Consider the following 14,705-nt stretch of genomic DNA (forward strand, 5'->3'; position numbering starts at 1 on the left):
CACACCGGCGCCGAAGCGGCCCTCCGAAACGTTGGAGGATCTATCGGTTTCTGTCGGAATGATTGCCGCTCATGCTTAAAAAACATCTAAGGTTTAGAGGAAATTCATCCAATCCTACAACTTTTCATAAACTATAAGTCGCAGCGTTTGCCCGCCAGGGCAGCGGGCTTCGCTATTCTGCCGCCTGCAGTCGGCCTGCCTTTGGTGCCGGAGGCCGCGATGCGTGAGCCATTTCTTCGTGGAGGCGCTCCTCTTCATGAGCATGCGGCTTCGCAAAGCGGGCGATAAGCAGGTAGGCGACCGGCGTAATGTAGAGCGTCACCAGCGTCGCAAAGCCGAGCCCCCCGACAATGACCCAGCCGAGCGCGACGCGCGCTTCCGCGCCAGCGCCATGCGCAAAGACCAGCGGAACGCCGCCGAGGATGGTCGCGATCATCGTCATCATCACGGGTCGCAGACGCAGCGCACACGCCTTCTCGATCGCTGTGCGCACATCCTCGCCGCGATCGCGCAGCTGGTTCGCGAACTCGACGATCAGAATACCATTCTTCGCCATCACGCCCACAAGCAGCACAAGGCCGATCTGGCTGTAGATGTTGAGGCTCGACCCGGTGATGATCAGTGCGAAGACGGCGCATGCGAGCCCGAGCGGCACCGTCGACATGATGATCACCGACGACAGCACGCTTTCGAACTGCGCGGCCAAAACCAGAAAGATGATGACGATGGCAAAGCCAAAGGTCAGCGCCATGCCGCTCGAGTTCTCTTCCAGTGTCGCGGCCTCAGCGAGAGGGACGAGACGGGCGCCGGGCGGCAGGATCGATTTGGAGATCTCGGTCACTTCCTTGACGGCATCTCCGAGCGAGAGACCGTTCTTCAGGCCGGCAGTGATCGCCACCGAGGCGAGCTGCTGTTCGCGGTTCAGCTGCGGCGCGACCGAGCTTTCCGTCAGCGACGCGATCACCGACATCGGCACGATCTTGCCATCACCGGTCTTCAGGAAGACGTTCTCTAGATCCGTCGGATCGTCAAGGGGCCGGGTGTTGGAGGTGAGCAGCACCGGATAGGCTTCACCCTTGACGAAAACATCGACGACCGAGCGCCCTTCCAGCAGCGACTGCATGGCCGTTGAGAGGCCGGTAATGTCGATGCCGAGATCGGAGGCCCGCTCGCGGTCGAACGTGACCGACACCTGAGCCTGGGTCGGCTCGTTGCTCAATCGCGGCGTATCGTAATGCCCTTTTGCGTCGAGTGCCTGGACCAATTGAGCGGCTGCGGTCGTCAGTGCCTCATGATCGTTACCAACCAAAGCCATCTGCAATCCATTGCCGGCGCCGCGAATGCGCAGGCTGTTCGACTGGATCGCATTGCCGCGCAGAGCCGGAACCCTTGCAGCCGCCCGGTTGATATCGGCGACAATCTCCGCCTGCGTGCGGTGGCGCTCACCCCACGGCGCCAGCGTCAGCACCATGAAGCCGCTGTTGACCTGCCCGCCTTGCCCGGAGATGGAAAAGACGTTGCTGATATCACCGCTGTCGACGAGCGGCTGAAGATACTCTTCAACCCGCTGCATCTTGTCGCGGGTATATTCGAGACTGGAACCCTGCGGTGTTGTCAGGCGCATCATCACCAGGGCGCGGTCTTCGTTCGGCGTCAGCTCGCTTCGAACCGTCGAGAAGGCCAGCACAGCCGCTCCCGCGAAAATCGCGGAAACGACGATGACGACGAGCGGCGCATTCAGGCAGGCATGCAACGACCACCGGTAGGTATCAGCAAACCAGGTGCCGAAACGGCCGAGAAGTCCGTGGTCCTCGAGCATCTCCTTCGTCAATATCCGCGAGGCGAGCATCGGGCACAAGGTCAAAGCGACGATGGACGAGAGGCCGACCGAGAAGGCCAGCACGAAGCCGAATTCGCGGAACAGGCCACCCACCTGCCCCGGCAGGAAGGACAGCGGAATGAAGACTGCGGCAAGCGTCGCAGTCGTCGCGATCACCGCAAAGAACACCTCACGTGTGCCAAGCACGGCGGCCGCCCGCGGCCCCATGCCTTCCGATCGGCGGCGCACAATGTTCTCGAGAACGACGATCGCGTCGTCCACGACGAGACCCGTGGCCAACACGATCGCAAGAAGCGTCAGGATGTTGATCGAGAAGCCGACGAGATAGACGGCCGCAAGGGTTCCGATCAGCGCCACCGGCATGCTGACGGCAGGGATGATCGTCGCGCGCCAATCCCGCAGGAAAAGATAGATCACGCCGGTAACGATGACGGCGGCCAGGATCAACGCCAGCACGACCTCATGAATCGCCCCCTGGATGAAGACGGCATCATCGCTGGTGATGGTGATCCGCGTGCCCTCGGGAAGCGTCTTCGAAAGCTCGGCAACGGCGTCCTTGATGCCGTTCGAAATGTTCAGCGTATTCGACTGCGCCTGGCGGATGACGCCGAGACCGATGCCGGGAACGCCGTTGGAGCGCAGTGCCGTCTGTCCGTCGCGCGGTCCGAGCGTAACGTTCGCCACATCGCCGAGGCGCACGCGGTTCTGCAAAATGACGTTGGCGAAATCCTCCGGCGTCTGCAGACTCGCCATCGCACGCACGACGATCGTCTGCGTCGGGCTCTTCAACGATCCGGCCGGCATATCGAGGGCAGCGCTCGACAGCGCCTTCGTCAGATCGCCAACAGTCAGCCCACGACTGGCAAGTTCGCTCTGGTTGACGTCGACACGGAACACCTTCTCTTGGTCGCCATAGGTCTCGACATCGGCAACACCGTCGACCGAGGCAAGGCGGTCGATGACCTGGTTTTCCACGAGAAGGGTCAGGTCATCCATGTTGAGCTTGGACGAGGTCACGGCAAGTCGCATGATCGGCTGAGAATCGGAATCTGCCTTGACGATCTGCGGCGCATCTGCCTCCTCGGGCAGACGATCTGAGATACGGCCGATGGCGTCGCGCACATCGTTTGCCACGACGGCAAGATCGATTGAGTCCGAGAATTCGAGCGTCACCCGGCTCTGGCCGAACTGCGAACTGGAGGAAATCGACTTGAGGCCGCTGACGCGAGCCGCCGCGCCCTCGATCACCTTCGTCAGTTCCTGGTCGATCGTCTGCGGCGACGCGCCCTCGAAAGTGGTGCGAACGGTCACGATGGGCCGATCGACATCAGGCAGTTCGCGCACTTCGATTCCGGCATAGGCCGCAAGGCCGGCGACGATCATCAAGGCATTGAAGACCAGCGCAAGGATGGGACGCCGGACGAACAGCGCGGTAAAGGTCTGTTTGCCGGAAGCCGGCTTGTCCTGCATCTCGATCACGTTCATTGCGTGGCAGGCTCCGAATTCGACGCGACTTCGCCGGCAACCCGCACCCCGCCGCCCTCACGGACGCGCTGCAGGCCCTCGGTGACGATGGCATCGCCATCCTTCAGATCGGCTTTGACGAGAATGTAGTCGGGATTGCGCTGCACGATACTGACCCGCACCTTGCCGGACTTGCCGTCGACAACCTTCCAAACAAAAGCCCCTTGCGAGTCCCACTGGACCGAAAGCGGATCGACCGCCGGATATCGGTCACCCCCAAACTTCATCCCGACATTGAAGGACATGCCGGCGCGCAGCTCGTCCGATGCGTTGTCGATACGGGCCCGAACGCGCATTGTGCGGCTGGCCGCGTCGATGCGGTTGTCGATTGCTTCGACCGCGCCCGAGAATACCCGACCGGGCCGGGCTACCGACGTTGCCTCAACCGGCTGGCCGACCGTGATGGTGTTGGCGAAGCGCTCGGGCACCCAATAGTCGACAAGAATTTCCGTTCGGTCGTCGAGCGTCGCGACAGGCGTGGTTGTCGAGACGTTGTCGCCGATGTTGATAGGGATAATGCCGACGATGCCATCGATCGGCGCAACGATGCTGCGGCGTTCAAGATTGAGATCGGCGGCCTGCAGCTGCAGCCGCGCGCCCTGCTCCGCGATTTCGGCATCGAAGACATCCATGCGCGATACGCTGGATTTGATGTTGTGGTAGAGACTGGATTTCTCGATGGCGCTCTTCAGCGCCACATCCGCCTGACCGCGAGCGATGACTTGCTCTTCGCTGTCGAGTTTCGCAAGGACCTGCCCCTTGGTGATCCTGTCGCCCGATTTGATGAGGATTTCGCGGATCGTGCCGCTCGCCTGTGGCATCACCACGACAGAGCGGATCGCATCCCCCGTGCCGATGGCGCTCAACCGATCATTGACAATGCCACGAACAACGGCTTGCGTGGCGACCAGAACGGGGGCAAGGGCTCCGCCACCGGGACGCCTCGACTGCCCTTCTCCACTGGCCGCCAGCTGCGGTACAGCCTCGTCGGGCGCTAGCTTGGAAACCTCCCTAAAGCCGGCCTTGCGCAGCGTCTCGCCAGCTCCCGGCACAAAGTATACCCATCCAGCAAAGCCGGCAGCAATCACGACAAGGCAAACGATAAACTGCTTCCAAAATGGCATTCACGTCTCCAGAGGGACTCGAGGCTGGTCCAGGGTCTATCGAAAGAGGCGTTCGCAGGACAAATTGCCGCGCGTCTGCGACAATATTGTCTCTTTGCTGATCACCGGCAAGCGAATTGGCCCCTCCTTACTGAATTGTAATATCAAGACTGAGTTATCGACGGAGTATCCGCCCATCGCTCCGCGCAGGTTTCGCAGTGTCTCTTCGTTCGGGTCAAATGACGGTTGTTTTCTGACGTTTATGAGGGATGCGGTACCGCCGGGAACGATTCTCGTCTCACATGCCGGCAATTCGCTGCCGTTGCTGCCCTCTCACGCCAGATACAAGCTGAGGACAGCCATCCGACCGGGAATGAAAGCAGAACATCTTTTCTGGTCTTTCCATCCCGAATCACTACATTACGCGCCATGAGCAATAGTTTCGACGATATCCCCTTCTTCGATGAAGAGCCGGGCGAGCCGCCGCGCAAGCAGCCGACCCCTGCCGCTTCCGCCGCCGGAGGGCTCGCCGCCCGGGCCATGGCCGCTCGAGATGGCGGCAAGCGCCCCGATTACCTTTCCGGCTTGAACCCCGAGCAGACCGAAGCCGTCGAAACGCTGGAAGGCCCCGTCCTCGTGCTCGCGGGCGCAGGCACTGGCAAGACACGTGTCCTCACGACGCGCATTGCCCATATCCTCAACACCGGCCGCGCATTCCCCTCGCAGATCCTCGCCGTCACCTTCACCAACAAGGCTGCCCGCGAGATGAAGGAGCGCATTGCCGTTCTCGTCGGCGGTGCTGTTGAGGGCATGCCATGGCTCGGCACCTTCCACTCGATCGGCGTGAGGCTTCTGCGCCGCCATGCCGAAATGGTCGGCCTGCGCTCCGACTTCACGATTCTCGATACCGACGACGTCGTCCGTCTGATCAAGCAGCTCATCCAGGCGGAAGGTCTCGATGACAAGCGATGGCCTGCCAAGCAGTTCGCCGGCATGATCGACACCTGGAAGAACAAGGGCCTCGGCCCCGGCGACATCGCGGAAGGCGACGCACGCGCCTTCGCCAACGGCAAGGGCCGCGAACTTTACGTCGCCTACCAGCAACGGCTTTCGACGCTGAACGCCTGCGATTTCGGCGATCTCTTGATGCACCCGATCGCGATTTTCCGGAAGAACCCGGATCTTCTGAAGGAGTATCACGGCCGCTTTCGCTACATCCTCGTCGACGAATATCAGGACACCAACACCGCCCAGTATATGTGGCTGCGGCTGCTCGCGCAGCGCCCCAAGGGTGAGCCGCAGAACGTTTGCTGCGTCGGCGACGACGACCAGTCGATCTATGGGTGGCGCGGCGCCGAGGTGGACAACATCCTGCGCTTCGAAAAGGATTTCCCGGGCGCCAAGGTCATCAAGCTGGAGCGCAACTACCGTTCGACGGCGCATATCCTCGGTGCGGCCGGCCACCTGATCGCTCACAACGAAGGCCGCCTCGGCAAGACGCTCTTCACTGATCGGAGCGATCCCGAAGACATCAAGGTCCAGGTGCACGCCTCCTGGGATTCCGAAGTGGAAGCCAGGGAAATCGGCGAGGAAATCGAGCAGCTTCAGCGCGGCAATCCCGATGGCAAGCGGCATCTGCTGAACGACATGGCGATCCTCGTGCGCGCCTCCTTCCAGATGCGCGAATTCGAAGACCGCTTCGTGACGTTGGGCCTCAACTACCGCGTGATTGGCGGCCCGCGCTTCTACGAGCGCCTCGAAATCCGCGATGCCATGGCCTATTTCCGCCTCGTCGCACAGCCTGCCGACGACCTCGCCTTCGAGCGCATCATCAACACCCCGAAGCGTGGTCTCGGCGACACCACCGTGCGCGCCCTTCACGATTACGCTCGCGCCCGCGATATTCCGATGCTGGCGGCAGCCGCCGACATGATCGAGACCGACGAGTTGAAGCCGAAGGCTCGCAAGGCCCTCTTCGACGTCGTCCAATCCTTCCGCCGCTGGCAGGAAATGCTGGAAAATACGCCCCATACCGAGCTTGCCGAGCAGATTCTCGAAGAGTCGGGCTATACCGATATGTGGAAGAACGACAAGTCGGCCGACGCGCCGACCCGTCTCGAAAACCTGAAGGAACTGATCCGCTCGATGGAAAGCTTCGAGTCGATGCGCGGCTTTCTCGAGCACGTCTCGCTGGTCATGGACGCCGAGCAGAATGAAAATCTCGACGCCGTCTCGATCATGACGCTGCATTCCGCCAAGGGCCTGGAGTTCGACACCGTCTTCCTGCCCGGCTGGGAGGAAGGTCTCTTCCCCCACCAGCGTTCGCTCGATGAAAGTGGTCGCGCCGGCCTCGAAGAAGAACGCCGCCTCGCCTATGTCGGCATCACCCGCGCCAAGCACCGCTGCCACATCTGGTTCGTCTCCAACCGACGGATCCACGGTCTCTGGCAATCCACCATCCCGTCGCGTTTTCTCGATGAACTACCGGAAACGCATGTCGAAGTGGCGGAAGCCGAGCAGAGCTACGGCGGCTATGGTCGCGGCGGCTACGGCCAATCGCGCTTCGATAAGGCTGATCCCTTCGCCAACTCTTATTCGACGCCGGGCTGGAAGCGCGCGCAGCAGAACAAGACGGACGCCACCCGCGACAACTGGGGCACCCGTTCCGGCCACGCTGTGGAGCGCATCGGCTACGGCGAAAGCGGCCCGCGCGGCCGCACTATCGATGGCGAACTGGTGGCAAAATCCACAGCGACCGAGCCCTCGAAATTCAAGACCGGAGACCGCGTCTTCCACTTGAAATTCGGCAACGGCAACATCATCGAGATCGAGGGCAACAAGCTGACCATCGATTTTGACCGGGCTGGCCAGAAGAGAGTGCTCGATGGGTTTGTGGAGCGGGTTTCGTAGAGCGGAAATCAGCCTGCTCGCCAACCTCAGATAGCTCTCACAACACAGGGATGGCGCGAACTATCGCTCGGCTTTCCTCACCCATTCGTGACTTCGCTTGTCGTCCTCCCTCCCGCATACTGGATACCCGACGCGCACTGATTGGTGGAGAGAAGGAGCACGCAGATGAAACACTATTCGCTATCGCTGATCGCAGCCTCGCTTATGGTCGCCGTCTTGAGCAGTCCGACCATCGCATTTGCCTGCAACAAGATCATCCTCGGGACCTGATACCAAACGGCCGCGCTTGCCGCGACGACCGAGCAAGTACGAACTCACGGGGCGGGCGTGGCGCCCGCTCACCCCAGGATCGGCATCGATCCCAGTCCCAGTATGTCATTGATCAATGCCAGCCCGATCCCGGCCGCGACGACCGCGATGCCGATCAGAAACAGCCGTCTGGCCCGATCATATTTTGCAGCAATCAGCGAATCCCGAGCCAAGAGGTCGGCGAAAACCTTGACTTGTAGGGCTATCCCCGCACTGAGCAGCAGCATCGGAAAGATGTCTATCCGGCTCCAATCGTTCGGATTGGAGACCCAGCGACTTATGAAGCTCAAGGAAAAGCCGAGAATGATGCCGGCTGCTGTTAGCGAGCCGTTGCGGAATGTCGCGTCGATCTTCTCCTCTGGACCGGGCTCGGTCATGGCTTGGGCTCCGGGTGATCATCTCGCAAAGAAAGGCAGAAATTCCCGGCGTGAGCAAGGCCGCAACTCGCCGCGATGCTACGCGGGCGCTAGGCGCAGGCTTCCGCCGCAAACGTTGCATTCCGCTCTTCAAGCAGGCGCCGCAATACGCTTCGATGGCATCTGCTTTCATTCTCGCAGTAACAGCCGATTGAAAAATGGCTGGCATTCGAAAGCGTGGCGAACAGGTCGAGCACGTGGCTCGCCTCCGGCACTTTCATTTCCTTCCTGAAGCTGCGCACAAACGCCGCCCATTCGGCGTCCGTGGTCGCCGCCTTCGCTTCGCTCACCAGGGCCTGGCTCGGCGAAAGGATCGGCAGCCAGACGTCATAATAGTTGCGGCTGGAAAATTCCTCCTTCGGCACACCGCGCGGCGGTCGGCGGACGGTGCCGATGCGCACCCCCTCGCCGGCAGCCCGCGCCGAACCTAATTGAACGACACTGATAGCCACTTCGCCCTCCATCAACTTGGTGCGATAACGATCGCAATCGCTGCCTCCTCACCAGCCTGCGCAGGATATCCTTCGGTTACCAGAGGCCAGGGAAAAGACGCCATCTGACTTTCTCGCGGTAGTCGGCATAGCCGGTCAATTGCTTCACAAGGTGTTTCTCCTCGTCGAGCAGCCGCGCGACGAGACCGCCAGGGACCGGGAGTACCACAAGCACGCCCCAATAGCAGCCCAGCGCCAAGGGCACGCCGAGGAACATCGGCAACACTGAGGCATACATGGGATGGCGCACCATACCGTAGAGCCCTGTCGAGATCACCCGCTGCTCTTCCGTTACGCGCACCATTGCCGCGGCGAAGGAATTTTGCCGGAAGACGAAGAAGCACCCGACGAAGCCGAGGGCGATCAATACATTGCCGAGAAGCACGACAGCGACAGGAATGGTGCCCGACCAACCGAACCTGCAATCGAGCGCCGAGACAACGAAAAGCGCTATGATTGCGATACTGTTGAAGAGTTGTATCCGCTTTTGCGATGGCTCCCGTTCCGCAGCGGGTCCGACGCTCAAACGCTGCCGGACCAACGCCGGGTCGCGCTTGACAAAATACGCCATGAGGGCTGCGCACCAGCCGCAGAAATTCGCGAGAAACAGCCAGTCTTGCCAGTAAGACATGGATCCCACAGCAAGGAAGATCATCCCGAGCATAACGAGGCAAAACCTGACCGTCGCCTGCCGCCCAATACTCTGAACGCTACTCACCATTGTCGCTCTTTCGCGCCTTTGAAGCCGCGATCTCTTCTGCGAAGGAAGGTTGGTCGGATCGTGCGGGCGTCAATGGCTCCTCGCATGAGAGCGGCCAGCGCGGCGGGCCACCAACAACGCCGCGTCAAGCGAAGGTTAACGAATCACTCTTAAAGATCGATCAAATAGTGCTGTGCCTCCACAGGCAACGCCAAAATCGAAAGTCCTGTCATGAGCGATTCCGATATCTTCGATCTGTCACCAATCGCGATGTGGATCGAGGATTTCAGCGGGGTCAAGGCATCGCTGGCGCGCCGAAGGCGTCGTCGACATTCGGGCCTACTTGGGAGACGACACAACCCGCGTCGCGTCCTGCTCGCGGCTGATCCGCGTTCTGCGCGTCAACCGCAAGACATTGGAACTCTTCGAGGCCAACGACCTCGACCACCTCGTCGCGAATCTCGGTTCCGTGTTTCGCGATGAGATGCTCGAAAGCCACGTCAACGAATTGGCCGAACTCTGGGAGGGCAAGACAGAGTTCACCAGCAGCGCCGTCAACTACACGCTGTCCGGACGCCGGCTCGATATCCAGCTGCGCGGCTCGGTGCTGCCGGGCCATGAGCAGTCGCTGGCGCAGGTGATGCTGACGACGGAAGATGTTACGGCGCGCGAGGAAGCGCGTCGCAAGGAGTGCGAAAACCGCCGCTACGCCGAAGGCATTTTCGAGCATTCGCCGGTCTCCCTCTGGGTTGAGGATTTCAGCCAGATCAAGCTGCTGCTGGAGAATGTCGGCGATCGCGGCATCGACGATTTCAGGGTCTTCACCGATGTCCATCCTGAGTTCGTGCGCCAGTGCATGAGCGAAATCCGGGTCATCGACGTTAATCAGGCGACCCTCGATCTGTTCTGCGCGCCCGACCGTCACACACTTCTGCAACGCATCGGCGAAGTCTTTCGGGACGATATGGAAAAACACTTCCGCGAACAGCTGATCGAACTGTGGAACGGCAGGCTTTTCCACCAGCGCGAGGTCATCAACTACGCGCTTGACGGCTCGGAACGCTACGTCCTCCTGCAATTCTCCGTCCTTCCCGGTCACGAAGCCGACTGGGCACTGGTGCAAGTGGCGCTCACCGACATCACCGCACGCAAGAAGGCAGAGGCCTATCTCGAATATCTCGGCAAGCACGACGTGCTGACCAAGCTGCGCAATCGCGCCTTCTATGCCGACGAATTAAACAGGCTCGAGCGCAAGTCGCTGCGTCCGGTCTCTGCTGTCATCATCGATCTCAACGGCTTGAAGGAGGCAAATGACCAGCTCGGACATGATGCCGGCGATGCACTGTTGCGCCGCCTTGGCGAGGTCTTGAACGGCGCTGCCGCGCAACCCAATCATGCGGCCCGCATCGGCGGCGATGAATTTGCAGTGCTGATGCCTGGCGCCGACAAGCTGGCTGTCGCCACGATGGTCGAGACCATCGGCGAACTCCTCAAGATCAACAACCAGTTCTACTCCAATGCTCCGCTCAGCATTTCGCTCGGTGTCGCGACAAGCGAGCCCGGCGAAACGATGGAGTCGATGGTGCGGCGTGCCGATATTGCCATGTACACGCAGAAGCGCGCCTACCACGCCAGCCGCAAGGCCGACGAACAGGGCGGCGCGGCCACGAACGAAAAGTCCGCCTCGGCCGCCTGAACACTGCCAAGACGCCCGCCCCGGCCTTCAGTGACGCTGGCGTGAAATCCTGCGCCTAGATGCGTGTTCGCAAGGGCGAAGCGCATATCGCGACGCACAATAAAAATCGATTGCATGCTACCAATTTTGTTTCAAACGGTTATATGAAGCCCCGTGGCTTGCTGCATGCTTCCTCCCAAAGCGCCTGCCGAGCCACCGCCGACCCGTCGTTTCGACGGCTTCAACGGAAAATTTCCGGCGCAAACAAGAACAAGAGGTACAAGACAGTGGCTGGTATCATCACCAACAATGCCGCGACGATACGCCCGGCATCGACTTCCCCAGCAGCGAATTATCAGTTTGCCCTTGTGGCCCTGACATCGCTGTTCTTCATGTGGGGCTTCATCACCTGCCTGAACGACATTCTCATTCCGCACCTGAAGAACGTCTTCCAGCTGAACTACACGCAATCGATGCTGATCCAGCTCTGCTTCTTCGGCGCATACTTTATCGTCTCCCTCCCCGCCGGCGCGCTCGTCAAGCGTATCAGCTATAAGTGGGGCATTGTAGCGGGCCTCCTCATCTCGGCGATCGGCTGCGCGCTCTTCATTCCGGCGGCGAGTTACCGTGTCTACGCTCTCTTCCTCGGCGCCTTATTCGTGCTGGCAACCGGGATCACCTTGCTGCAGGTGGCAGCGAACCCCTATGTCACGGTGCTCGGCCCGCCCGACACGGCTGCAAGCCGCCTGACGCTGACACAGGCATTCAATTCGCTCGGCACCACGCTTGCCCCGATGTTCGGCGCGTTCCTGATCCTGTCCGCTGCGACGGCCGCCGTTGCCGGCGCGACACCCGAACAGCTGGATGCTCTGAGACTGGCAGAAGCCGGCGCCGTGAAGCTTCCCTACATGATGCTGGCTGTCGCCTTCCTGTTGCTGGCAGCGCTCTTTGCAGCCCTGAAGCTGCCGCACGTCGAAGGCGCCGAAGACATCGAGCCGATTACCGGTGGCGGCTCGGCCTGGCAGCATCGCCATCTGGTGCTCGGCGCGGTCGGCATTTTCCTCTATGTCGGCGCAGAGGTGAGCATCGGCAGCTTCCTCGTCAACTTCATGAGCCAGCCGGACATTGCCGGCTTTTCGGAAACCGAGGCCGCTCATCACGTGTCCTACTTCTGGGGCGGTGCGATGATCGGCCGCTTCGTTGGCGCTGTCGTGATGCGCTACGTCAATGACGGCAAGGCATTGGCCTTCAATGCAGTCGCAGTGATCCTGTTGCTGCTGCTCACCGTCTTCTCGGGCGGTCACGTGGCCATGTGGTCCGTGCTGTCAATCGGCCTCTTCAATTCGATCATGTTCCCGACGATCTTCAGCCTGGCGCTGTACGGTCTCGGAAAATATACCAGTCAGGGCTCCGGAATCCTTTGCCTGGCCATCGTCGGCGGCGCGCTGCTACCGCTGGTTCAGGGCGCCCTTGCCGACACCGTCGGCATACATCTCGCCTTCCTAATGCCGGTTCTGTGCTATGCTTACATCGCCTTTTATGGGCTGAAGGGGCACCGCCCAACCTGACCTTTTCAAGGCTCGCTTCGCCGCCCCTGCGGCGAAGCGTCTTGGTGCTTGCGCCATCCCTCGGCCCTTGGCATGGTGCAGTGCAAAATCCAGGGAGTCGCACCGATGAAAGCCTTGCTTCTAGTCGATATTCAGAATGGCTTTTGCCCGGGCGGCAACCTCGCTGTACCGGACGGCGACGACGTGGTTCCCATCGCAAACCGGCTGATCGAGAGCGGCAAATACGACCTGATCATCGCCTCCCAGGACTGGCATCCGCCCGGCCACGGCAGTTTCGCCTCCTCTCATCCCGGTAAGAAGCCATTCGAAGTCGGCACACTTTCCGGCAAGCCGCAGATGCTGTGGCCGGATCATTGCGTCCAGGGTACGCCGGACGCGGAACTGCATCCAGACCTCAAGATGGGGAAGATCGATCTCATCCTGCAAAAGGGTGAGAATCGCAACGTCGACAGCTACTCCGCCTTTCGCGACAATGATCAGGACGCACTGACGGGGCTCGCCGATTTTCTCGAAGGCCAGGACGTCACGGAACTCGACGTTTGCGGTCTCGCAACCGATTATTGCGTGAAGTTCTCGGCATTGGACGCGATCGAGATGATGCCGGGCGTGCGGGTTCGCTTTGTCGAAGATGCCAGCCGCGGTATCACGCCCGAAGGCGTCACGGCCGCGATCGAGGAGATGCGCGAGCATGGCATCGACATCGTCACCAGCCGGAAGGTTCTGGAAGGCTGATCACTCCGTCGCATTCCGCTGCAACTGATAGACGTCCTCGGAAAAGTCATCCATGCGTCTGGTGAGGGCGGCCTGCGCGTCTTCAAGCCCCTTCTTGTAATAGGCGGCGCCAACTTCCTTCGCAAAGAATTCGAGAACGAACTCCGCTTTGAGGAGGCCGATCGGCTGGTCCAGCTCGCGACCGAAATAATGCTGGATCCGTGCAATGAGCTCGGCCTTCTCTTCCTTCGAAAATTCGATCTGATTCATGTTCTCTCCGCGAACGGCAATCGGTCACGCGTGCATCGTTCAGCGAAATCGATCGTTCAATCAAGGAAATTTGCTTGCGGCAGATACCGCCCCTCCTTAGACGGGGGCAAGATTCCAGAAGGATTGTCGCCGATGAGTCGCGCTGATTTTTTCGACGGTTTGCGCGGTGGTTCAGCCGTTGCGCTGGCCTCGGCCCCGTTCGGGGCTTTGTTCGGAGCACTGGCGGTCGATAACGGCATGTCGCTTGCAGAAGTGACCTTCATGAGTGCCACGGTCTATGCCGGCGCGAGCCAGATGGTCGGCATCGAGCTCTTTGGTCATAACGTCCAGGCGTGGCTGATCGTCGCCTCCATTCTGGCTGTCAACTTTCGCCATGTCCTCTATTCGGCGGCAATCGCGCCTTACATCAAACACTTCTCTCCGATCCAGAAGTTCTTCACCTTTTTCCTGCTGGTCGATCCCCAGTTTGCGGTAACGGCAAAACGCGGCGAATCAGGCAAGCCAGTCACCTTTGTCTGGTATCTCGGCTTTGGCATCATCATCTACATACCCTGGGTCCTGGTCAGTCTGCTCGGCGGCCTGCTCGGCAGCTTCATCGGCGACCCGAAATCGATCGGACTGGACATCCTGCTGCCGGCCTATTTCCTCGGTATCGTCCTCGATTTCCGTCATCGCGACAATTTTCTGCCGGTTGCCGCCGTCAGCGCGGTCGCCTCTGTTATCGCCTATCATTATGTCGGCTCGCCTTGGCACGTCAGCCTGGGTGCCGCGGCGGGCATCATCCTTGCCGCCCTGTTCCCGCCCCCGCCTCGTGAACAGGAACTCGAATCCGATCTTCACGAGGTATGACGATGGCCTTCGATCTTCATATGGCACTCGTGATCGCCGCTGCGGCAGTTGCAACCTACGCGACCCGCATCGGCGGCTATATCCTCATCACCACGATGAAGCGGATTCCGCCGCGCATGGAGGCCGCGCTTGCCGCAGTCCCTGCCGCGGTCTTGACGACCCTTGTCGCGCCGGCCTTCTTCACCGGCGGCTGGGATTCGAAACTGGCCCTGCTCGTCGCGCTCCTCGTCGGCTTGCGGGTCTCGCACACCTGGATGCTGATTGCCGCCTGGCTCGTCGTCATGGGCTGGCGTCACACGATCGGCATGTGACGCCACCGGCGGCGAGCAAGGCCGCCGC

11 protein-coding genes and 1 pseudogene are annotated in these 14,705 nt (G+C 60.7%); 6 read left to right on the forward strand and 6 right to left on the reverse strand.

Annotation, left to right across the window (positions count from 1 at the left end; genetic code table 11):
• Positions 1-172: 172 nt before the first annotated feature.
• Together LPU83_RS51660 and LPU83_RS51665 are read right to left on the reverse strand one after the other, a co-directional pair.
• Positions 173-3,325: an efflux RND transporter permease subunit gene (locus tag LPU83_RS51660; protein ID WP_024313587.1), complete on the reverse strand. Its 3,153-nt coding sequence runs from the start codon at positions 3,323-3,325 to the stop codon at positions 173-175.
• Complete coding sequence (locus LPU83_RS51665) at positions 3,322-4,488, reverse strand: efflux RND transporter periplasmic adaptor subunit (RefSeq protein ID WP_024313588.1); 1,167 nt, start codon at positions 4,486-4,488, stop codon at positions 3,322-3,324. Before LPU83_RS51665 ends, LPU83_RS51660 begins: the two co-directional genes overlap by 4 nt.
• 408 nt (positions 4,489-4,896) lie before the next feature.
• On the opposite strand from LPU83_RS51665, the gene LPU83_RS51670 reads away from it, so the two are divergent.
• Positions 4,897-7,377, forward strand: coding sequence for an ATP-dependent helicase (locus tag LPU83_RS51670; RefSeq protein WP_024313589.1), 2,481 nt, complete (start codon positions 4,897-4,899; stop codon positions 7,375-7,377).
• A 338-nt stretch (positions 7,378-7,715) separates the two neighbouring features.
• On the opposite strand, the gene LPU83_RS51675 is transcribed toward LPU83_RS51670, so the two are convergent.
• The 3 genes from LPU83_RS51675 to LPU83_RS51685 all read right to left on the reverse strand — a co-directional run bounded on the left by LPU83_RS51675 (position 7,716) and on the right by LPU83_RS51685 (position 9,224).
• A complete protein-coding gene (locus LPU83_RS51675; protein WP_024313590.1) occupies positions 7,716-8,063 on the reverse strand; it encodes a hypothetical protein in 348 nt (115 codons plus the stop codon).
• A gap of 89 nt (positions 8,064-8,152) precedes the next feature.
• Positions 8,153-8,554, reverse strand: coding sequence for a DUF488 domain-containing protein (locus LPU83_RS51680; protein WP_024313591.1), 402 nt, complete (start codon positions 8,552-8,554; stop codon positions 8,153-8,155).
• Between the two features lie 76 nt (positions 8,555-8,630).
• Positions 8,631-9,224, reverse strand: a complete 594-nt coding sequence (locus LPU83_RS51685; RefSeq protein ID WP_225039681.1) for a methyltransferase family protein — start codon at positions 9,222-9,224, stop codon at positions 8,631-8,633.
• 300 nt (positions 9,225-9,524) lie between these two features.
• On the opposite strand from LPU83_RS51685, the pseudogene LPU83_RS51690 reads away from it, so the two are divergent.
• The 3 genes and pseudogenes from LPU83_RS51690 to pncA all read left to right on the forward strand — a co-directional run bounded on the left by LPU83_RS51690 (position 9,525) and on the right by pncA (position 13,268).
• Positions 9,525-10,989, forward strand: a pseudogene (locus LPU83_RS51690) (sensor domain-containing diguanylate cyclase).
• Between the two features lie 266 nt (positions 10,990-11,255).
• On the forward strand, positions 11,256-12,536 hold the full coding sequence (locus LPU83_RS51695; RefSeq protein WP_024313593.1) for a sugar MFS transporter: 1,281 nt from the start codon (positions 11,256-11,258) through the stop codon (positions 12,534-12,536).
• Positions 12,537-12,641: 105 nt separating this feature from the next.
• Positions 12,642-13,268 (forward strand): bifunctional nicotinamidase/pyrazinamidase, encoded by a 627-nt coding sequence (gene pncA / locus LPU83_RS51700; protein ID WP_024313594.1) that lies wholly within the window; start codon positions 12,642-12,644, stop codon positions 13,266-13,268.
• Here pncA and LPU83_RS51705 read toward each other — a convergent pair whose 3' ends face one another.
• Entirely contained in the window at positions 13,269-13,517 is a 249-nt protein-coding gene (locus LPU83_RS51705; RefSeq protein ID WP_024313595.1) for a DUF2164 domain-containing protein, read from the reverse strand. It lies immediately after the preceding gene.
• A gap of 132 nt (positions 13,518-13,649) precedes the next feature.
• Here LPU83_RS51705 and LPU83_RS51710 point away from each other — a divergent pair, with 132 nt between their 5' ends.
• Entirely contained in the window at positions 13,650-14,366 is a 717-nt protein-coding gene (locus LPU83_RS51710) for an AzlC family ABC transporter permease (RefSeq protein ID WP_024313596.1), read from the forward strand.
• Between the two features lie 2 nt (positions 14,367-14,368).
• A complete protein-coding gene (locus tag LPU83_RS51715) occupies positions 14,369-14,677 on the forward strand; it encodes an AzlD domain-containing protein (RefSeq protein ID WP_024313597.1) in 309 nt (102 codons plus the stop codon).
• The last annotated feature ends 28 nt before the right edge of the window (positions 14,678-14,705 follow it).

It is taken from the genome of Rhizobium favelukesii, assembly GCF_000577275.2.
GTDB lineage: Bacteria > Pseudomonadota > Alphaproteobacteria > Rhizobiales > Rhizobiaceae > Rhizobium > Rhizobium favelukesii.